We start from the raw sequence: 22,686 nt of genomic DNA on the forward strand, positions 1-22,686 counted from the left end.
GATTTGAGTTTTTTCAATAAAAACTGTAAGGAATTTACAATATTTGAAACATTTAACCGACAAATGAGATTAACAGGATGTAAGAATGGATTTGTTAAATTAGTTTAAAGTGGAATTTTATACTACTGACTACAAGCCTAATGAACATGCGCTAGTTCAAAACTAATCTGAATACTTGACTAGTGTTACAATCCCCGCTTAAATTTGCCCTCAATATTTACCAATTAAACCAAAAAAACACAGAAAAATGAAAAAATGATTATTTCTGCAGCACTAGTTTGCCTTGCCGGTGTAACTTATGCTCAAAAACCAGTTGCCGGAGATGTTACCGGTGAAGTACAGTTGAATTTTCAAACAGGAGTAGCTCCTATCGGAATTTTTTCTCCTGATTTTAAAGCACGTTATTTCTTAGCCGACGACATGGCTCTTCGCCTGAATCTTGGAATTACAACAAGCAGCACTTCAAGTGACTATGCTGAAAATTCAACAGATACTGCTGAGATCGGAACTTTAGACAGAAGTAGCTCTACTTTCAAAATCGGAGTAGGAATTGAAAAGCATTTCGCTGGAACAACTCGTCTTTCTCCTTACGTGGGTGCTGCGATTTCATTCTCTACTAGCTCTAACAGTGCAGATGAAACAAACGTTGCTCAAGATCCATTTACACTTCAGTACGGTTATGCTCAAGGTGTAACTACAACTGTGGATGGTCCTTCTTCAACAACTTTCGGTATTGGTATCCTTGCAGGTGCTGATTACTATTTTGTTGATCATATTTATCTTGGAATAGAAGGCGGTTTAGGTTTTTCAACAACTAGTGATGGTGAAAGAACATCAACAACTGTTGTTGCTCAACCGGGGGTTCCAACAACAACTACTACTTCAATCACACGTGGTGGAAGTGAATCAGGAATTGGTCACAACTACAATGCAGGTCTTCGTTTAGGATTTGTATTCTAGTCCATACTCAATAATTTAAAAAGCGGGTTGGTACATGTACCGACCCGCTTTTTTTTTAACTAATAAATGGATAGTGAATAACGAATAATGGCGTTACGGAAAGTATTAGCTTTCTGAAACGCCATTATTCGTTATTCGTTATTAGTTACTCGTTATTCACTATTCGTTAAAGTCAGCGGCTGACACGCGCGATCTCCCTCTGCTGATCCTTCTTCTTAATGTCTTCCCGCTTATCAAAAGTCTTCTTTCCTCTCGCTAATGCAATCTCTAATTTAGCAAGTCCGCGCTCATTGAAGAATAACTGTATAGGAATGATCGTAACCCCTTTTTCTTTTAACTTAGACTGAATCTTCACCAACTCTGTTTTGTTCAGCAGAAGCTTGCGTAATCGCTTTGGCTCGTGATTATTATATGATCCTTGCTTGTACTCGGAGATATGCATATTCTTAACCCAAAGATCGCCGTTTGCTAAAATGCAAAATGAATCACTCAGTGTAGCTTTACCTTCACGAATAGCTTTTACTTCTGTGCCTGTCAGCATGATACCTGCTGTAAACGAAAGTATAAAACTATATTCGAATGCTGCTTTTTTATTCTTAATATTGATCTGCTCCCTGGTCATATGCGCCCGTAAAAGTACAAATTGATTCGGGTTCTTCTAATTTCTGACAATCAATAGCGGTATTCCGATCTTGTGACGAACAGCATCGACAGTTGTTCCGAAGATAAAATCTTTAAAACCTTTGTGCCCATGCGCTCCCATCACCAACAGATCTGAATTGAATTCTTTTACCAAAGCAGGAATTGCCTTTTTTGGATTTCCATAGCCAAGTTTGATCGTCGTTTTATAGCCATCTGCATTCAACTCATCTGAATACCGATTCAGATTCTTTACATCGGTCATAAATTCATAATCCCGTATTTCATTTTTCATGAATAAAGCTCCGGCTGACTCTATTACGTGAATTAACACATAATCAGCATCTTTTCCACCTTGAGCTAAAGCATTACTTATGTTCAAATGATCACTGCTTGAAAAGTCTACCGCAATAGCAATGCGTTGGTAGGGCTGAATTTTTTCCGGCTTGATTGAACGAATCGGTGCATGAACCGGAATGATCTCATCTTTCTCTTTCACTTTAAATAGTGGCCTGAATGTTATATAAAGTAAAAGCATAGCTGCAGCCATTACCAATGGAATTACTAAAAACGTAATCAGCATCGGATTCTCAGAAGTTGCCAGCCAGTCTGAGATCTGTTCGAATACCAGTTTTACATTCAAGCTCACAATAATTCCCGCAACTAACCAGGAAAGAACTCTAACATACATCGGAATAACAAATTCTTTCATCTTCGTTTTGTCACTTACGAAATGGATCAATGGTATCACTGCAAAACCTAATTGCATACTTAAAATTACCTGAGAAAGAATCAACAATTTCCCTGTTGCAGCTTCTCCAAAATAATAAATTGCAATCAATGCCGGAATGATCGCCAGAGAACGCGTTAGTAACCGACGGATCCATGGAGCAATTCTCAATTTCAGATATCCTTCCATTACGATCTGACCTGCTAATGTTCCTGTAATCGTTGAACTCTGTCCGGCGGCAATCAAAGCAATCGCAAAGAGTTTAGGTGCCAGATCAGACCCCAGCAATGGCGCAAGAAAATTGTGCGCATCCTGAATTTCTGAAACTTCATACATACCATTCTTGAAAAAAGCGGATGCAGCTAAGATCAGAATAGTTGCATTGACAAAGAAAGCCAGATTCAATGCAATTACAGAATCAAAGATGTTATACTTAATTGCCTTCCTGATCTCAACCGGAGTTCGTTTAAACTTTCTTGTTTGAACCAAAGAAGAATGCAGGTACAAATTGTGAGGCATCACTGTTGCTCCAATGATTCCAATTGCTATGTACAGAGCTGTACTATCCGGTAACGATGGAATAAAACCTGTACTTATTTCTGCAAGTGATGGTTTTGCTAAAATCATTTCTGCTAAAAATGCCATCCCAATAATTGATACTAATCCAAGAATAAAAGCTTCCATTCTTCTGATCCCATAGTTGATCAGAAACAAAAGGAGGAAGGTGTCAAGTACTGTGATCAACACGCCCCACATCAACGGAATGTCGAAAAGCAGTTGAAGTCCGATCGCCATTCCAAGCACCTCTGCCAGATCACAAGATGCAATTGCAATCTCTGCCAGAAAATACAAGGCAAGATTTACCGGACGCGAATACGTTTCTCTTGACGCCTGTGCAAGATCACGGCCTCTGACAATTCCAAGTCGTGCACTCAGACTTTGTAAAAGAATTGCCATCAGATTCGACATAAGTAAAACCCAGATCAATGCATATCCGAATTTACTTCCACCTGCAATATCTGTTGCCCAGTTTCCCGGATCCATATAGCCGACACTTACAAGATATGCAGGTCCCAGGAAGGCAAATAATTTCCTGAACCGTCCTGTCTTTTGAGTAGTATCTATACTTTCATGAACTTCTGAAAGTGAATTATCATTGAACGCCATTATTAAAATTATTAAGTCTTTTAAATTAAATTAACCATAATGCTTTTTGCAGCATCGTGACTGATGTGAACAGGATTTCTATTTCCTTCAATGGTGATGTCCATTGATTTGTCAAATGATATGACTTCTAAAATGTTTAACCTTTTGCCGATGTTCAATCCGATCTTCTGCAGATATTGTAAAAAATCAGGTCGGTGATCTGAAACTCCAATTACTACAGCCTCCTTTTTAGGATCAACTACAGCCAGCGGTATTGCATTCAGGTCCGGAAAAACTCCATCTTCATCAGGTATAGGGTCTCCATGTGGATCAGTCTTTGGCTTATCAAGGAAATCATATAATTTCTGCACAAGTACATCGGATTGAATGTGCTCTAATTGTTCAGCGATCTCATGAACTTCATCCCAATTGAAACCCAGTTTTTCGTACAGAAAGAGCTCCCATAACCGATGCTTCCGGACAACATTTACTGCTTTCTTTTTACCGCTGGCTGTCAGACTTACACCATAATATTTCAGGTAGTTAACCATCTTCTTTGCTGACAGTTTCTGTAACATATCAGAGACAGTTGCAGGTGTAGTGGATAATCTTTCAGCAATTGAATTGGTGCTGATCTTACCTTTTTCATCTTCCTGAAGCTGAAAAATCGCCTTTAAATAATTTTCCTCTGTATACGTGAGCATGAAATTAAAATTTAGGCAAATCTAAATATTTTGTTTTGAATTGCCAAATTGCCGTTGTTTAAAGGGCCAAAGGTCAGGGTCAAAGGTCATTCGGTTGACCTTTGACCTTTGAACCTTGACCTTCAAAAAGTTACTTTTTGTAGCATTGACAAATCATTCAATCGACCAACTTCAAAAAACCGTACTTTCGCCGCAATGAGCTTTTATACTTCAATCATCCGTCCGGTTCTTTTCCGTTTCGCTCCGGAAACAGTACATCACTTTACATTTTCATTTTTGAGAATTGCATTTAAGATTCCTTTGGTAAGATCTATCGTAAGTTCTACCTACAGTTCAGATAAAAGTATTTCCAGAAAACTGATGGGAATTGATTTTCCTAATCCAATTGGACTTGCAGCCGGGTTTGACAAGGACGCAAAGTTATATTCTGAATTGTCTGCACTTGGGTTTGGATTTATTGAAGTAGGAACGATCACTCCAAAACCTCAACCCGGAAATGATAAACCCCGGTTATTCAGATTGCCCAAAGATTCTGCGATCATTAACCGTATGGGATTTAATAACCATGGAGTAGAACAGATGGTGATCAATCTGAAAAAGAATAACAGCAGAGTTATCATAGGTGGGAATATTGGGAAAAATAAAAATACTCCTAATGAAAATGCTGTTAAGGATTACATCATCTGCTTTGAATCCTTGTTTAATGTTGTGGATTATTTTGTAGTCAATGTTTCTTCGCCGAATACTCCGGGACTTCGTGCACTTCAGGAAAAAGAACCATTATTAAAAATTTTAAATGCCTTACAAATATTGAATAATCAACTGGCGATCGAATACTCAAAGAAACGCAAACCGGTATTATTAAAAATTGCTCCTGATCTGACAAATGAACAACTGGATGAGATCGTTGAAGTATTACATGCTTCCGGACTTGATGGAGTGATTGCAACCAATACAACTATCTCAAGAGAAAATCTAAATTCAGATGCTCAGGAAATTGCCCGGATAGGAGCAGGAGGACTCAGTGGTAAACCACTCGCAAAAAGAAGTACGGAAGTGATCAAATATCTGGCAGAAAGATCTGACAAGAAATTTATAATTATTGGCGTAGGTGGAATACACTCTGAAACAGACGCAATTGAAAAATTAAATGCAGGTGCAGATCTTATTCAACTCTATACCGGATTTATTTATGAAGGACCTGCCTTAATTCAAAGAATAAAAAAAAGATTGAAAGTTCTGAATTAATTATGGTTTACATTTTCTCTTTCTCTGCAACGTGCTTTAACACCTTTGCTTCAAGGTAGAAAATAATTTCTTCCGCAACATTTTTTACCTGGTCACCGGTTCTTTCAAGCTTTCTTACAGCAGAAATAATATGCAATGACTGACTGATGTTCTGCTCATGTGTACGGATATATGTTTCAATTACTCCATTGGCATTTTCATTGATCTCATCCAGCAGATCATCTTTCTGAAAGATCCCACGCGCTAATTTTGTGTCTTCCGCATCAAATGCTTTCTGTACATCTGAAAGCATCTTTACAGCCATGTCAAACATTTCATTTACCCTTGTAACATCAATAAGCTCTTTGTCAAAAGCATTCCCCGTTCCAATTACATACCGGCTGATTCCATCAGCGATATCACCGATCCTTTCAAGGTTACTATTTATCTTTAAGACTGCAGCACGAAGCGCAGATCAATTGCAACCGGATTGAAAAGTGCAAAAATATTTTCGCAATCCTTATCGATCTTCAACTCAAGAGCGTTAACTCTCTTCTCATTAAAATTAACTTCTCTTGCAATTTCTCTGTCAAATCCAATGAACGCTAACTGTGACTTTTTCATCTGGTGTGTTACCAGTTCAAACATCTCCACTGTTTCAGCTTTCAATCGTTTTAATTCTACATCTAAATGCGTCATTTTTTTTTAATTAACAATTTACAATTAATAATTAATAATGAATAATCAACAATTAATAATCAGCCAAATCTTCCTGTTACATAACTCTGAGTCTTAGGGTCAGAAGGATTTGTAAAGATAATGTTCGTATCATTGAATTCTATCAGATCACCAAGATAGAAGAAGGCTGTCTTGTCGCTTACTCGTCCGGCTTGTTGCATGTTATGTGTAACGATAATGATCGTATACTTATTTTTCAGTTCATAAATCAGATCTTCAATTTTTGCAGTTGAGATCGGATCAAGAGCAGAAGCAGGCTCGTCCATTAAGAGTACAGAAGGTTCGATAGCCAAAGCTCTTGCAATACAAAGTCGTTGTTGTTGTCCACCGGAAAGTGCAAAAGCGGATTTTTTCAGTTTGTCTTTTACTTCTTCCCAAAGAGCCGCCTGTCGTAATGAAGTTTCAACTCTTTCTTCAACAAATGAAGGATGATTCATTCCATTCACACGAAGACCATAAGCTACGTTCTCAAATATACTTTTTGGAAACGGATTTGGTTTCTGAAATACCATTCCAACCTTTTTCCGGAGTTCGTCAATACGAAGTCCTTTGCTGTTGTAAATATCCTTTTCATCCAGCAATACATCTCCATCGATCTTTACTCCGGGTATCAGATCATTCATACGGTTAAACAACCGGAGGTATGTAGACTTCCCACAGCCTGAAGGACCGATCAGTGCTGTTACGGTATTTGCTTTTACTGACATTGAAATTCCTTTCAGTGCATGAAAAGTACCGTAGTATAAATTTAAATTCTTTGTTTCAATTTTATTCATAGTGTGATCAATTCATTTTTACTTTGTTTCCAAGATACTTTCTTAATGCATTGGCAAGAAGATTTAATACCAGAACAAACAATACTAATACTAACGCAGTTCCATAAGCCATATCTCTTGATTCAGCTACTTTTGTTCCACTTGTTGAAATTACATAAAGATGATACGGAAGTGCCATAACCTGATCAAAAATACTCGTTGGTAATTTAGGAAGGAAGTAAGCAGCCACAGTGAATAGAATAGGAGCTGTTTCACCGGATACACGACCAATCGAAAGGATCAATCCGGTAATGATGTTCGGCATAGCCATTGGTAAAATTACTTTGCGTACTGTCTGAAGTTTTGTAGCACCTAATGCATAACTTCCATGACGGAATGAATCATCAATTGCGATCAATGCTTCTTCAGTTACCCGGATCACTACAGGAAGTGCAAGCAATCCTAAAGTAAGTGAACCTGCCACAATACTATCCCCGAATTCCATATAATTTACAAAAAGCGCCATACCAAAAAGACCAAAAACGATTGAAGGAATTCCTGCGAGATTATTTGTCATCAGTTTTATGAAGCGCTTGAAAAATGAATCGACAGTATATTCATGAATGTAGATTCCTGCCATTACACCCAGCGGAAATGCAACAAGCATAGAACCGGCAACCAGATAGAGTGTACCGATGATCGCAGGATAGATCCCACCTTTTGTCATTCCATCTTCCGGCATTTTGGTAAAGAAATCCCAGCTAAGCATATGCCAGCCACGTACAAAAATAAATTCCAGGATCCAGAATAAGATCAGGAGAACTCCTAAACTCAATAATCTGAAGATCCAGAATGCAATTTTCTCTTTTAAATTTTTCGACATGTTATTTGTTCATTTTTCTGCGGGCAGAAATTGATTGTACCCAAATATTTATAGCCATTGTGATCAGAAATAAAATACATCCCAATGCAAACAAGGCCTGATAATGTACTCCACCCGCAGGCGCTTCTCCTAACTCTGCAGCAATTGTTGCAGGAATTGTTCTTACAGGTTGAAGTAAACTTCAGGGCATTACCGCTGCATTACCTGTCACCATAAGTACTGCCATTGTTTCTCCGATCGCTCTTCCGATTCCGAGAATGGCTGCAGCTGATATCCCTGACATAGAATAGGGGATAACTACTCTGTATATAGTCTGCCATTTATTTGCACCCAATGCCAATGATGCTTCTTTCATACTTCTTGGAGTATTACGGATAGCATCTTCAGAAACTGTGATGATAGTTGGAAGCGCCATGATCCCAAGTACAATACTTCCTGCTAAGGCAGTCTCACCAACCGGTAAGTGAAACACATCATGGATCATCGGAACAATAACGATCAAACCGAAGAAACCATATACCACTGACGGTATCCCTGCAAGTAATTCGATGATCGGTTTTAATATTTTTCTCAATCGTTCATCAGCAACTTCTGCCATATATATAGCTGTTGCAAGTCCGATCGGTAAAGCAAATAATATCGCAAAAAAGGAAACAAGCAAGGTTCCTAATATCAATGGTGCCACACCCAGCTGAACAGCAGGCTCAGCAGTAGGAAACCACTGTGTTCCTCCAATAAAATCCGGAATATTGTTTTTGTCTACATCAACAATTTTCCCGCGAAGATTTTTTGAAAGATATTTGTCTGTGTACACTGCAAGCATTGTTGGATTTGAATCAACAAGCGTATTAAGTTTTTCAGGCAGAAATTCAAATTCTGCTCCGACTTCTTCATCAGAAAAATAATTTGAAAGATCATTAATTGTAAAAAGTATAATCGAATCATCTTTCCCGCCCAGATCTTTCCAGTTGGTAATTTCCTGATCAAATATGGCTTTGATCTGTGATGCGTTCAGGTTATTAACCGGATTGCTTTTGTTGACAACTATGACATTGTGATTTTCGAGCGGGGAAGTATTAAAAAGCGAAAATCCTTCCCTGAAAAGAAAGACAACAATAAGTAAGACTGCAAGAGTAGATATGCTACTGCTTATCATCAATGCACCCTCTATGATTTTTTCAATTAACCGTTTTATTCTCATTTCTTTTTATGTTGCCTGACCTCCAAGCGTAATATTAGCCGATCCATTTCTGAACCGGCTAATTTAAACCAAAAGTACTTAAATAAAGCGATTACTTTAATCCGATATAACCAACTTGATCAACAATTTTCTGACCTTCTGTTGACATAATAAAATCAAGATAAGGTTTTATTGCAGCTTCTTTGGAAGTTGGATAGTAGAAGTAAAGTGGACGTACAACAGGATATGTCTTGTTCTTTGCGTTTTCAATTGTTGCAAGTACGAATGTTTTTCCGTCATAACTTACTGCAATGTCTTTTACTTCTTTTGTAACATACGCTAATCCAACATAACCAATTGCACCTTTTGTCTGAGAAACCGATTGAATGATCGCTCCGGTAGCCGGCATGTTTAGAACTGAAGATGCATAATTCTTACGATTCATTACGTGTTCTTTAAAGAACTCATATGTACCTGAACTTGTTTCGCGGGAATAAACAACGATCTGAAGATCATCGCCCCCAACTTCTTTCCAGTTCTTAATTTTCCCTGTGAAAATTCCTTCAAGTTGAGCTCTTGTAAGGTTACTTACTTTATTTCCCGGATTAACGATTACCGATAATGCATCATTTGCAATGATCACTTCTTTGTATGCACGTCCGGCGTCCTGTAATTTCATCCGTTCGTCCATCTTGATCTTTCTCGATGACATAGCTATGTCTGTTGAATTATCAAGTAGTGCAGAAATACCAACTCCACTTCCGCCACCAATTACTGTAACACTTTTTACCGGCGTTCTTCTTCATGAAGACTTCAGCCTCTTTCTGTGCTAGTGGAAGTACTGTATCACTTCCTTTGATAACGATCTTTTGTGCATTTGTAAAAATTGCACTTCCCATCATTACTACTGCCAAAATAATTTTTTTCATTTCTTTGTTTTTTTGTTGTTAATTTTTTTTAGAATTTCACCTGCATTCGAAGTGTAAATGAATTATCTTTTAGATCTTTTGTATAGCCTGATAATTTATTTGATGTTTCATTTGTTACCATATCGTAGTATGCTGTTAATTTTACATTCGCATCCCAACGATAAGCAAGACCTAATCCGATTGTTGTATATTTTAAATCGGTTGCATTGGTTTTGACAAGGCCATTTACAACAGTTGTGCCAATTTCATTACCGGTTACATCTGTATTTGGATCGTACCAGTCATACTTAGCAATTACTTGCCACGGCGATTGCATTATTGACTGAAGGAAATAAAAGTAAGCACCGTTGAAATTTCTGTTATATAAATTAGAAGTAATTGCCTGATTTGAATTGGGACTTGCCGATGATGATCTAGATGCCGGTTGTTCCCCTTGAATATATTCTGCACGTAAAACAGTCATTCCCGGTTTCCAGTCAATGTTTAACTGTCCGTCAGCTCCTATATATTGTCTCTTAGTATACTCCCGTGTTCCAATTCCGATCAAATCTATTGTATGGGTAATATTAGCAAGCATATATCCCATATTTCCCGCAGCATCAGTGGAAATGTTATAAATTGAATCAACATCAATTCTGTAACCACCTGAATAATATGAAACCCCTAATCCGTATTTCACAGTTTCTGATTTATTATTTCTTATTGCAGAAATATGTCCGATGAAATCTTTTTGCTTATCAAAATCTGCAACACTTGCACCTGCGCCGGGAGCACCATTTCCATTAAATAATCCTGCTTCTAATTTCAACCAATTCCAATTGGATGTCTTTGGTCCCTGAATCGTTATCATAGCACCAAGATCTCTTTCACCCGGAAATAAGATCTGCGACATTCTTCCTCTTTCAGGTGATTCACGAAGACTTGATGAATAAGGAATTTCAAAACCAAACGGACGATTCTGCATTCCTGCTGTTAATGAAAACCAACCGATCCATTTGTCTGTAAGCTTTGCATATGCATCTTTTATTGTAAGACCTTTTTCTGTAACATCAAACTGAAGAACATATTGCGATGTGCTTATTCCCTTATCATTTAACGGAGCATCATATTGAAATTTAACCCGACCTCTTCTGATCATGAAACGTTTATCTATACCTGCTCCAAATGCACCACCTGAATAAACTGCTGATCCCGTTGAATCTCCATATTGAAATTGAGTCTGCAGATATCCTGTAACTTTTATGCGTTTCAAAACATCAAGTTCCTGACGGATAATTGCAACAGTTGCCGGAATTGTATCTTCTACCGGAACTTCCTGTGCATAAATTGAACCGTTTGACATCAAACCTGTCATCAATAATAAACCAAGTATCTGTTTTTTCATGTGAGATTATTTTTTTGTAAATGAACGCTCGACAGGTTACAGAATCGTTGATTTAATATTAAGCTAATGTTAAGGATTTCATTAAATTCTTTGTTTTTGACCTGAAAACGATGATTGTTGTGTTAACACAGAAATTCTGCTTTTCCAAATCATCATTTCATTGTTAACTCTTTTCTTTTTCTGTTAACTCTTTGATAATACTGACAAGGATGGATGGCTTAATTGGTTTGGTTATAAAATGACTTCCACCCGCATCAAATGCATTCATAGTTGTATACTCATCTGAATCTGCAGTGAGGAAGAGAATTGGTGTCTCAGCGAATTTTTCGTTTTCACGTAAAGTTCTGCAGGCTTCTATTCCTGTCATTCCGGGCATACGGATATCCAGTATAATCATATCCGGATTGTTTGCATTTGCAGAAGTAATACATTCTTCACCACTATACGCCTTAAAAACAGTAAACTTTTCTTTCTCAAGATTGTATTTCAGTATCTCTACAATATCCGGTTCGTCATCAACAACCAGAATTTTTATATTTTTATTTTCCATTGTTATCTTTTTGTAAAATTACCCTTTCAATGTAAAGAGATTGTTAAGTCAACATCACTATAACATTAGCAGGGTTTTCTAGATAAAACTAAACACGTAATCCTCAGGAGTTAAGCGAAAAGTATTCGCATAGTCCGTAAAGCTGTTTTCAGTTTCCCTTATGATTCGTTCTTCTTCATCAACATCGTTGGTCAGGAGCGAAGTTCCTTTACTGAAACAAGTTGAGTGGACATTTACTTCCAGATAGTTGTTTATGCTATAAATATTTATTTGAACCATCCGCAATGATTCATGGTTAGTATAAGCTACGATCATACTTCTATCCCCGTTATGCTGGGTAATTTCGTAATTTCGTTGGATGAGGATTTCAGAAAGCTTTTGAATAGCTTCGGAAATTGTTACATGGAGTAGGTAAGTTGTCATCTGAGTAGAATTTGTCTCAAATGTCGCATCCTTTTGTTGAGAAATAATTAAGGCAATCTTATCGTTTGTTGAAATCGCGCGGTATTTTCGTACCGGATTTGTTATGGCAAAAAAGAAACTAATTTTCAAAATAGTATGGGGAACGGTATTGGCACTTCTCCTGATCGTCTCAGTGATGGGTATACTGATCTATAAGAAGATCTATACACCTAATATATTTTCATCTAAAACCGCTTCTCCGTTTTTGTTTATTCTAACAGGAACTGATTTTGAAGGACTCATTGATATATTGGAAAAAGACGATCTTTTGTTAGATGAGAAATCCTTTCGGTGGACAGCTCATCAAATGAAATATGATACCAAGGTTAAGCCAGGGAAATACAAGCTCTTGCCAAAAATGTCGAATAAGGATCTCATTACCTTATTGCGTTCAGGAAAACAAACACCGGTAAATGTTATCTTCAATAACATTCGTACAAAAGATCAGCTTGCTGAAAGGATCAGTGAACAAATTGAAGCTCCGGGAAATTCTGTTTTGAATCTATTGAATGATTATGATTATACAGCGAAACTTGGATTTACTCCAGATAATATTCTTTCAATGTTCATCCCCAATACGTATGAATTTTACTGGAATACCAGTGCTGATAAATTTATACAGAGAATGAAAAAAGAACATGATAAGTTCTGGACTCCTGAGAAATTAGCGAAAGCAAAGAAAATTGATTTTACTCCTGTGCAGGTCTCTGTTATTGCTTCAATTGTGCAGATGGAATCGAATAAGGAAGATGAAAAGTCCATCATTGCCGGAGTATATATTAATCGTTATAAAAAAGACTGGAAACTGGAAGCAGATCCTACCTTGGTATATGCCTTGGGTGATTTTACGATCAACAGAGTTTTGAATGTATATAAAGAAGTTGAGTCTCCCTACAATACATATAAATACAAAGGTCTGCCACCGGGTCCCATCTGTCTTCCTACTATTAATTCGTTGAATGCCGTTTTGAATTATACGAATCATACCTACATGTATTTCTGCGCGAAAGAAGACTTTTCAGGTTACCATTCGTTTGCTGCAACATACAGCAAACATCTTGAGAATGCCCGTAGGTTTCAGAAAGCCCTGGATCGCCGGGGAATTCGATCCTGATCCATTCAATGTTTCGGATCGATTTATCCTTTTCTCTGAAAAAAATAGGATGAGAACTCTCATTTTTAGCAAAAAGAAGTTATTTTCGCACTACATTTCTTACTCCGGTCAGGCCGGATAAATAAAACAATTATGACTAAAATAAAATTTGGAACCGATGGCTGGAGAGCGATCATTGCCCGTGAATTTACAGTAGAGAACGTAGCAAGAGTTGCAGAAGCTACCGCTACCTGGTTAATTAAAAACAGTAAATCTCCTTCTGTAGTTGTAGGACATGACTGTAGATTTGGCGGTGAACTTTTCGCTGAAACAGTAGCTAAAGTTATGTCGGCAAAAGGTGTGAAGACATTTTTAGCTAAAGGATTTGTTTCTACTCCAATGATCTCTCTGGGAACTGTTGCACATAAAGCCGATGCAGGAATTATAATCACTGCATCACATAATCCGCCTTCATACAATGGATTTAAACTCAAAGGTTCTTACGGTGGCCCAATGACGCCTTCAAAAGTTCAGGAAATTGAAGACATCATTGCTGAACGTTCTTCAGTTAATCTGGATGAATTCACTATTGATGATCTGATAAAAAAGGAACGGTTCAGATCATTGATCTGGAAGGTGAATATATAAAAGCAGTTGAAGCTAATTTTGATCTGAATGCAATTCGTAATTCAGGATTGAATCTTGCTTACGATGCTATGTTTGGCTCAGGACAAAACGTTATCAAAAGACTTTTTCCTGAGATTACTATGTTGCATTGTGATGATAATCCGGGTTTCCATGGACAAGCTCCTGAACCGATCCATAAAAATCTACTCGAGTTTTCCGAGCTTATCAAGAAAAGCGGAAAGATCGATAGTGGACTTGTGACAGACGGCGATGCTGACAGAATTGGAATGTATGACAACAAAGGAAATTTTGTTGATTCACATCATATTATTTTGCTGTTGATTCATTACATGGTAAAATACAAAGGAGTCAAAGGAAAAGTTTGTACAGCATTCAGTACAACTCCTAAAGTTGAAAAACTTTGTAAGCACTACGGACTTCCAATAGAAACTGTAAAAATCGGTTTCAAATATATCTGCGAGATCATGCTCAATGAAGACGTTTTAGTAGGTGGTGAAGAAAGTGGTGGTATCGCAATAAAAGGTCACATTCCTGAACGTGATGGAATCTGGATCGGATTGATCATCTGGGAATTTATGGCAAAGAGCGGGAAGAAAATTCCTGATCTGATAGAAGAGATCAATCAGATTGTTGGTGCATTTTCTTTTGAAAGAAATGATCTGCACTTAAAAGAAGAAGTAAAACAAAAGATCGTTACAAATACAGCTAACAATGCTTACACTGCTTTTGGAAAATATAAGGTGAAAAGAATTGAAGATCTGGATGGGTATAAATATTTCTTTGATGATAATAACGATGAATGGTTATTGATCAGAGCCTCTGGTACAGAACCGGTGCTGAGAACATATGCTGAATCTTCGACAAAAGAAGGTGCATTTGAAATTCTCAAAGCGGCAGAAAATACATTGTTGAACGGTAATTAAAAAAAATATTTCATGGCACACGAAATCGATTATAAAATATTTGGCGACGACATGCAAGCCGTCGAGATTGAATTGGATCCGAATGAGGCTGTCAGAGCCGAAATAGGAGCAATGCTCTATATGGAAGATGGAATTGAAATGCAGACAGGAACAGAGGGTGGAATTTTTTCAGGATTGAAACGTATTATTTCCGGAGAAAACTTTTTCATTACAAGTTTTCTCAATACCGGAAATGGTAAACGAAACGTAACATTCGCTGCACCTTATCCCGGGAAGATCATACCTATTCATCTCAATGAAGTAGGTGGTACTTTCCTTTGTCAGCGCGACGGATTTTTATGTGCAGCGCAAGGAACAGATATCAGTGTGGAATTTACGAAACGAATTGGCGCAGGATTGTTCGGCGGAGAAGGATTTATTTTGCAACGTCTCAGCGGTGATGGAAAAGTGTTTATTCATGCCGGTGGAACTGTCATCAAAAAAGAATTGAAGCCTAACGAACATTTACGCGTAGATACCGGATGTCTTGTTGCATTTCAACCAACAGTTGATTATGATATAAAATTCATTGGTGGTTTTAAAAATGTACTTTTCGGTGGAGAAGGATTATTTTATGCTTCACTCACAGGACCTGGAATCGTTTATCTGCAAACCCTGCCATTCTCACGTTTAGCAGACAGAATTATTTCTGCAAGCAAATGGGGTGGTGGTAAAGATGAAAGCAGTGGAATTGGAGGAATGTTGGGTGGGTTGATTAGTGGGAGAACTTAATAACGAATAATGCAGGAGTTGAATTAGAGTTTACAGGATGCGAACTATTTTTCTTGTAAAAGTGCTCAACATAATACTCCCAACTCAACGAGTTCTCTGCGGATTTTCTGCGCAAATCCGCGAAACTCTGCGGGAAATAAAAACTTCCCTGTCAAAGCATCGCTTTGTCAAATGAAAATTGTTGATTTAAGATCAAGAACATCTCCTTATGTTCTCTTTTTAGTCCATTCATCCCAAATCAAATTATTTGCCTTTAAAAATTCTCGCTAAGAGAATTCTTTCAATAGTATAGAGACTCAAGCTATTACAAGTAGAGTCAAAATGTTTTCATCAACTTTTATTTTTCAATATCGCTTTTTCCTATCCAAATCAATCAAATCTTACAAATGAGATATATGTGCTGTTTAGACATGATCTTTAATTCTTACATGGGCGTTAAAGTATTCAGTTATCACACATCACACATTGTCCCCACACACAAACAAAAGAGATTTGATAACTTTTTCAAACAATCCCGTAAGATTGATATATCCCAAATTCAACCCCGTAAGGTTGAAAAAGAAAAACCTAGCCCCGTAAGGCTAGGTTTCATTTTTTTATTAGAACTGACGAATTTTGTTAATTCGAAAACAAGGTAATCACCCTGGTAAAATTGAATTTAATTCTGCGCAAAAAGATTTGCGAGATCTGCGGGAGACAAAAACACAGAATTTTTTTTCCCGCAGATCTCGCAAATCCCGCAGATATTGCGCAGACGCAGATAATAAATATTTTATTCCGATACTTTAAGCAACAACTTTATTGTTTTTCAATACCACCAGATGGTACACTGAAAACATAACTCCGTTGAAAAACAAATCACCTATGATCTGATTGGAAAAAAATGGCAATGCCATAGTGTAGCTCATGATTGTACCTTGAAGATTCATCGGATAAAGATGCTGGTCAAGATACCAGAATGGAAGATTCGTAACCAGAAAAAATACTACTGACGATATGATAGAAGAACCACTAACATTCAGTACATTTTGTTTCGATGAAATTCGTGTTCCCATCCACACTGTAAATGCAAAACATGCATATACCGGTAAGATCGAGAAGTGAAATCCAGGAAAAGGTCCGTTATTAGCATAACAGCTATCGGCATCAGGAAGGCAAATCTCTTGTCCTTAAAATTTGCACCGGAAAATAAGGCCATTGCACCAACAGCAGTAAAGTTGAAAGGATGCGGGATGAAACGGGTAATTGCTGCCAGTATGATTAATAAAACAACCGGTAAAAACGTGTTTTTTATTGATTTTTGATCCATTTTGTCAATTAGCTTATCCGCCAAATGTAACTTTTTCTAATGAATTTTGAAAGGATTTCTCTTTTGCCATTCCTCTCCCATAGATTTTTGAAAATTGGTCCCAAACCAATCGGCTGCTTTAATAGCAATTTTACTGTTCAATTTCATGTAATCGTTGAAGTAAACGGCCTTACACCCTAAATTGGCTTTCGCCTCTCTTGCAGTTCTTCCTAATTCCAGTAATTGTTTTTGACCATCAATGGCCATTGCAGTACTATCAAACAAAATATTAAAATACAGATTGTACTTTTCATTGAGTTCATAGTCCATTCCAATATAATGCACCTCGAGTAATTGATCTCTGTCAATATATGTACAAAAAGCAATCAGTTTATTTTTTTCAAAATATCCGATCACTTTAAATTTTTCAGGAAAGGCATGCTTAAACTCTTCGAAATAATTTTTATCGATAAGTCCCATTGCTATCGTTTGCTTTGCTGAAACTTTTTTGAAGAGATGAAATAGCTCGTCACGAAAACTTTTTATTTCAGAAAGAGATAATTCCCGTCTGGTAATAGTAACCCCGGCCGTTGTTATCTTATCAAATCTCTTTCGGTACTTTTTTGAGAGCGAATTTTTATAATCCTCTAATGTCTTCCATTCAGGATTTACATCCAGACACATTGTTAAATCAGCAGTGTAATTCTGAAAGCCCATTGAATAAAGTGTTGTACTTGACGGATCAATCTCAAAATCTTTTAACAGAATTGCATCACTCTTTTCCAGAAGAGTGTACTGTTCTACAATTTTATAAAGCTCAAGCTCTGATAACTTTTCTGAATCAAAGGCAAAAGGTCTGAAGTTTACTGCAAATAAATTTCCACAGATCAGAACTTTAAAAGTGCAGACTTTTAGAGCAAGATCGACAATTAACGAAATGAATGGTTTGTTTTTCAGGTGAACATTTTTTCCCGAAAATCTGAGAAGCTGAAAATAGATTATTCCGCAAAATTCATTTCTTGAATTCGTTATTGTTATATAGCGAAATTGCAGATCGGAGGGATTAGACCTTTCTAAAACTTTCAGGTAATCAACGGAAAGGAAGTCTGATTTGAACATATTCCATCCTTCCTGACAATCATCGATTGAAGGTGAAATAGTAACTGTATAATCTGAGTATTTGAATTCTCTTTTTGTCAATCCGGATTAAAACGAAATTTTAAAGCTCAAAGAAACGAATTATTTGATATAAAATTTCTTTGTGACGAAATCCACATCGCTTTGGATTCTGACATAGTAAATACCGGATGCCGGATCATTCATTGGCAATTCATATTCTGAAAATCCTGGACGTGCATCTAAACTCGTATTTGACAATTGCTTTCCGTTTGTATCAAATACGACGATTTGAAGTGATTTATATTCTTCAGTATCTATGAAAAGTTTAGGAATATTTCCATTTGATACAACAGATGCTGTTAAGTGAGATGTTTTGCAGCTTTGAACTGCGATCGGACCGTATATAGTTTCCTTTCGGTCAAAATCAACTTGTATCAAACGATAATAGCTGATGTCTCCTAAGGGATCGTTATCAATGTATGAATAGTCGCTGACTGTAGAAGTATTACCGCGACCGCTAACAATTGCGATTTCATGGAATACTATTCCATCCTGACTTCTCTGAATACTAAAATGATCGTTATTGGTTTCACTGGCAGTAGACCATTTTAAGTTTACCTCACCTTCAAAACATTCACCGGTAAAACTGAGTAACTCAACCGGTAATGGCGAATTATTTCCACTTAATGTCCACCAGTTCATAATGGATGATAAACCACTGGTCGTATTACCATTTGCATTACTTATCTGTACACCCGGAATGGGATTCGTCCAGGCAATAAATGGTGCAATCCATCTCTGTGCCTGAAGTGCAGTAATTCCCCCGATCTCCGTTGGGGTAGCAGTAAAGGTCAGTGTTGCATTGTATGTAGTTGAATTAACTAAGTTGATATACCAGAATCTGTCAACTGTATTGGAACTGTTATCCAGGCCAAGATTATTTCTCACATGTGTGACAGTAGGAGGGTAAGGGAGGTTTGGATTTCCGGTATGATAAGTTGATGCATAAACACTTCCTGATGTCCCTGAAACCTGATGGTAAGTGAAAGGAATATATTCTGTAGAACTATATCCAAAATGAAAAATATGTGCCCCGACAGTAGAATTCATGATCCATTTTACCATTGCACTGCCATCTTCAACTTCACTGCGAATATAGCCTGCAGTTCTTTGCATCGCAGTGGTCACAGGACTTTCAAGTGAGATCTTTCTTCCGCCACCGTTGGATGGATTATGATCATCGTCAAGATTAAATTCACCATTAGTCAACATCAGATTAGTTCTGATATACACACATGAATCATTTGGTACATTCGATGGATATACATAATTGATATTTGGCGTTCCTTGAAAATTTATATCCAGTATTCCATATTTGTGATTGAATGTAAGCGCTCTGCCGATTCCGATTCCTGTTACGATCTGATTAGCTGTTCCATTATATTCAATTACTGAGCTGGGAGTCAGATAAAATTCAAGATTGTCAGTAAGTGTAGTTGAAAATGTTGCATTCGTGGTTGCATTGTACAATCCATTCGGGTGGGAAGTTTTTAATCTGCCCAAAACAGTAATTCCTGAATTTGTATTCAATGCATTTGAATAAATTTTTGCCGAATGTGCATTTAATATTGCGCCTGAATTTACCCAGAGAAATTCCGGAGGAGTTGAAATGCTATTGTTGGAAGCAATCTGAAAATCGCCGGATATAACATCCAAAGTACAATTCGTCTGTACAGTTTGCTTCGCCTGCTGTATCGAATGATTTCCTGAACGATTGAAATTGATCAGTCCGTTTCTGGCAAAATTTAAATTCCCAAAAACCAATCCTGTTCCCGGTTTTGTCATAGTAACTATACCCGAACCACTTATTGTATAATTTGGAGACTTTATGTTTATGATCAGATTCAGCGTTGCAGGTGTTGTAAGGCAATTATCAAAATTTATTGTTCCTGCACTTTGAACGAAATCACCATTGTTATCGTCGTTTGAATTGATATTTACTGTGATCGTTGATGATGCAGGTAATTCATCGGTAGATGATTTATGCAGATAAAATTCTCCTCCTGTCATTGTGTAACCACCCAGAATGTTGAAAGTCGTAGTAGTACAGTCGCCTCCTTTAACTGCAAGTGAGCCTCCGGTAATAAGCAGGTTACCATTGAGAATTCCTGTGAATGATTGTGAGAAGCCGGACAAGTATGTGTTTCCACCATTTACTGTTAAATTCCCGGCGATAGTCATTACAACATTGTGACCATTTGGTGTTGACGAACCACTCACTGAATTGAAACTATTATTTCCTTCGGAGATAGTCAATGAACTAAGAGAGATCGTTTCACTCCCTAAAGAACGGCTGGAAACAAATGTCCCTGTTACACCTGAAATTGTAAACGCACCGGTAATACTCAAAGTCAATGAAAGGTTGTTCAGATCAAATCCTGTTGCTGCCAATCCGATGAAAGTAAATTCGTCGCTGGTATTCGTATAGTTAATTGAACACGCTCCATTGATTGTAACTATTCCAACACTTCCGGAATTGTTTGAATTATGATAACAGGAAAAAATACCGCCGTTAAATTCGATACTCCCTGAAATAAATGATAGTCCACCGGCATTGGAGAAAAAAGTATTTTCGTTTCCTCTGAATATACCGCCTGACATTGTTAATGCGCCTGTACAATTGAAAGTTAAATTTCCGCTACCGGATAATATACCGGTAAATTTTCCGCCATTGATAGTGAATTGAGTTGTTGAAAAGCTAAGATTTCCTGCACCGGAATCTACTAATGCAACACCTTGTCCGGAAGCAGTTCCACTGTTTAAAACAGTAAAAGTTGAAGACGTAACTATTGTATTTCCTGCGGATCTGTTAGCTCTGAAAAAATCTGTTGGTACTGATGAATTAAATATAAACGCTGTTCCGATTATTAATGAATCAACCGCAGTATTCAGCATATAATTCTGACCAGAAAATTTACCCTGAGTGTGAGTCAGATTTCTTCCGACTTTTAAAGTAAATGCTCCGCTTGTATATGCTCCGTTTACGCTTGTATTTCCTGCAATATTTAAATCTCTGGTAATTGCTATTCTGATCTTACCCAAACTTGAATCGCCATATGCAAAATACAATGAACTTGATCCGGCCAGACTCATGTCATTGGTGATCGTAAATGTTCCTATACCTTTATATTGTTGACCGGATGTTGGTGAGCCTAATAAATAATTGTTAGAACCTGCCTGCAAATTAAAATTAGCTGCTGAAAATGTTAATGCGCCGTTTCCACCTTCAATAAAACTCATACTTCCGAGACCGGCAGTATTATTAATATTTGCATTACCCGTCACTGTTAAGCGTAAGGGTGCATCAGCTTTGTTAACCAGACAAACATTTCCTTTTGAATAATTCAGATCACCATTAACAGTAATCCTGATATCAGCACCAGTGCTGTAATTTCCGGAATTGACAGCACTAAAATCATGACTCAGATTCAGATTGCCATTGATCGTCCAGTTTAAAATACCATATGACGTATCTAAAATTACGGTTGGAGCTGCAGGGGCGTTGCTATTTAAATTGAATGATCCTGTGGTTAAAGTAAGATTTCTGTTGCTGCCTCGTTGAAATATAATGTTAGCGAAATTATTAACGGTTACATTTTGTAATACCAGTGATGTAGTATTGCCTGAACCATCATCCATTACAATTGTTCCTGAATTTACTGTCAAATTTCCTTTGACTCTTGCAGCAGTAGGCAAAGAAAAGTAACCATCCTGATCCCATTGTCCACCGGGAACATTTGCTTCTAAAATAAGATTTCCAAAGTTGCTTGTCTGTACTCTTGAAGGATCCCCAAGAGGGATAGATCCATTAAACCATTTTTTTATTTGAAGAGTAGAGGTTGTAGAAAAACTTTCATTGCAATTGTAAAAAATGCTTTCATCACTTAAGACATTGCTGAATGGATTATGTATATAAACTCCTGTACCCAGAATCGTAAAACTACTGGCAGGAGTATTTATATGAATACCACCATTATTTTCTAAGATAGAGTTTCCATTGATAGTTATGTTTCCGGCAATATTCAGATCTGAAGTTGCGTCCGAATTGATTATTAATGTACCATTAACAATCAGGTCAGAGATCATGACCGTTGTTACATCTACATAAACTGTAACACCTGCAGGAATGGTTACTGTTTGTCCTGCAGTTGGTGCTGCAGGTGACCAGATCAAAGGAGAAGACCAGTTACCGGAAACACTTGAAGTTGCCTGTCCGTTACTCAAAAATGGTAACAGAAATATTAACAGAATCGATAAAACAAGATTTCTGAAAGAATTCAATATGTGTGTTTCTCGGCTATACAAAATTATATTTTCAGTGCATGTGGGATTTTGCAAATATACAGTTCATTCTGAAACCCTTGCAGGACAAGGCTTTCAGAAAGTACACGGACTTTTCAACATAGCAATTTAACCCTGATTTTAGGCGAAAAGCAATAAATATGAGTTAAGGCCAATGAATTAATTGGCTAAAGGGTTAATTTACTTGGTAAAAAA

General features: G+C 37.2%; 15 protein-coding genes and 4 pseudogenes. 5 read left to right on the forward strand and 14 right to left on the reverse strand.

The genetic code is table 11. From position 1 onward, the window contains the following. The first annotated feature begins 255 nt into the window (after positions 1-255). Positions 256-960, forward strand: a complete 705-nt coding sequence (locus IPL24_01325) for a hypothetical protein (protein MBK8362351.1) — start codon at positions 256-258, stop codon at positions 958-960. A 172-nt stretch (positions 961-1,132) separates the two neighbouring features. On the opposite strand, the gene smpB is transcribed toward IPL24_01325, so the two are convergent. The 3 genes from smpB to IPL24_01340 are packed head-to-tail and all read right to left on the reverse strand — an operon-like array spanning position 1,133 to position 4,179. Continuing rightward, positions 1,133-1,582, reverse strand: a complete 450-nt coding sequence (smpB, locus tag IPL24_01330; GenBank protein MBK8362352.1) for an SsrA-binding protein SmpB — start codon at positions 1,580-1,582, stop codon at positions 1,133-1,135. Between the two features lie 36 nt (positions 1,583-1,618). After that, positions 1,619-3,496 (reverse strand): Nramp family divalent metal transporter, encoded by a 1,878-nt coding sequence (locus tag IPL24_01335; protein ID MBK8362353.1) that lies wholly within the window; start codon positions 3,494-3,496, stop codon positions 1,619-1,621. Positions 3,497-3,516: 20 nt separating this feature from the next. Further along, the gene (locus IPL24_01340) at positions 3,517-4,179 is read right to left on the reverse strand and encodes a metal-dependent transcriptional regulator (GenBank protein ID MBK8362354.1); all 663 of its coding nucleotides are present in this window, start codon (positions 4,177-4,179) and stop codon (positions 3,517-3,519) included. 195 nt (positions 4,180-4,374) lie between these two features. Here IPL24_01340 and IPL24_01345 point away from each other — a divergent pair, with 195 nt between their 5' ends. Continuing rightward, entirely contained in the window at positions 4,375-5,427 is a 1,053-nt protein-coding gene (locus IPL24_01345; GenBank protein ID MBK8362355.1) for a quinone-dependent dihydroorotate dehydrogenase, read from the forward strand. Between the two features lie 7 nt (positions 5,428-5,434). Here the strand turns inward: IPL24_01345 and phoU are convergent. From phoU to IPL24_01385, 8 genes and pseudogenes are all read right to left on the reverse strand, one after another. Beyond that, positions 5,435-6,105: pseudogene (gene phoU / locus IPL24_01350) on the reverse strand (phosphate signaling complex protein PhoU). 59 nt (positions 6,106-6,164) lie between these two features. Further along, positions 6,165-6,920, reverse strand: a complete 756-nt coding sequence (locus IPL24_01355) for a phosphate ABC transporter ATP-binding protein (GenBank protein MBK8362356.1) — start codon at positions 6,918-6,920, stop codon at positions 6,165-6,167. Positions 6,921-6,927: 7 nt separating this feature from the next. After that, positions 6,928-7,782 carry a phosphate ABC transporter permease PstA gene (pstA, locus tag IPL24_01360; GenBank protein MBK8362357.1) on the reverse strand — a complete coding sequence of 285 codons (855 nt, stop codon included), beginning with the start codon at positions 7,780-7,782 and terminating at the stop codon, positions 6,928-6,930. 1 nt (position 7,783) lies between these two features. Then, a pseudogene (pstC, locus tag IPL24_01365) lies at positions 7,784-8,977 on the reverse strand (phosphate ABC transporter permease subunit PstC). A 97-nt stretch (positions 8,978-9,074) separates the two neighbouring features. Beyond that, positions 9,075-9,891 (reverse strand): annotated as a pseudogene (locus IPL24_01370) (PstS family phosphate ABC transporter substrate-binding protein). A gap of 28 nt (positions 9,892-9,919) precedes the next feature. Next, positions 9,920-11,275, reverse strand: coding sequence for a porin (locus tag IPL24_01375; GenBank protein ID MBK8362358.1), 1,356 nt, complete (start codon positions 11,273-11,275; stop codon positions 9,920-9,922). A gap of 163 nt (positions 11,276-11,438) precedes the next feature. After that, entirely contained in the window at positions 11,439-11,825 is a 387-nt protein-coding gene (locus IPL24_01380; GenBank protein MBK8362359.1) for a response regulator, read from the reverse strand. Positions 11,826-11,903: 78 nt separating this feature from the next. Continuing rightward, positions 11,904-12,248 carry a hypothetical protein gene (locus IPL24_01385; protein ID MBK8362360.1) on the reverse strand — a complete coding sequence of 115 codons (345 nt, stop codon included), beginning with the start codon at positions 12,246-12,248 and terminating at the stop codon, positions 11,904-11,906. Positions 12,249-12,351: 103 nt separating this feature from the next. Here IPL24_01385 and mltG point away from each other — a divergent pair, with 103 nt between their 5' ends. The 3 genes and pseudogenes from mltG (at position 12,352) to IPL24_01400 (ending at position 15,722) form a co-directional block, all read left to right on the forward strand. Beyond that, positions 12,352-13,401: an endolytic transglycosylase MltG gene (mltG, locus tag IPL24_01390; protein MBK8362361.1), complete on the forward strand. Its 1,050-nt coding sequence runs from the start codon at positions 12,352-12,354 to the stop codon at positions 13,399-13,401. A 132-nt stretch (positions 13,402-13,533) separates the two neighbouring features. Continuing rightward, positions 13,534-14,951 (forward strand): annotated as a pseudogene (locus IPL24_01395) (phosphoglucomutase/phosphomannomutase family protein). 12 nt (positions 14,952-14,963) lie between these two features. Further along, entirely contained in the window at positions 14,964-15,722 is a 759-nt protein-coding gene (locus IPL24_01400) for a TIGR00266 family protein (protein MBK8362362.1), read from the forward strand. A gap of 785 nt (positions 15,723-16,507) precedes the next feature. On the opposite strand, the gene IPL24_01405 is transcribed toward IPL24_01400, so the two are convergent. From IPL24_01405 to IPL24_01415, 3 genes are all read right to left on the reverse strand, one after another. Beyond that, on the reverse strand, positions 16,508-16,777 hold the full coding sequence (locus IPL24_01405) for a hypothetical protein (GenBank protein MBK8362363.1): 270 nt from the start codon (positions 16,775-16,777) through the stop codon (positions 16,508-16,510). A gap of 290 nt (positions 16,778-17,067) precedes the next feature. Further along, entirely contained in the window at positions 17,068-18,210 is a 1,143-nt protein-coding gene (locus tag IPL24_01410) for a hypothetical protein (protein ID MBK8362364.1), read from the reverse strand. Between the two features lie 39 nt (positions 18,211-18,249). Continuing rightward, entirely contained in the window at positions 18,250-22,413 is a 4,164-nt protein-coding gene (locus tag IPL24_01415; GenBank protein MBK8362365.1) for a T9SS type A sorting domain-containing protein, read from the reverse strand. Positions 22,414-22,686 lie beyond the last annotated feature (273 nt).

This window comes from Bacteroidota bacterium, assembly GCA_016711505.1.
In the GTDB taxonomy this organism is placed as follows: Bacteria; Bacteroidota; Bacteroidia; order AKYH767-A; family 2013-40CM-41-45; genus JADKIH01.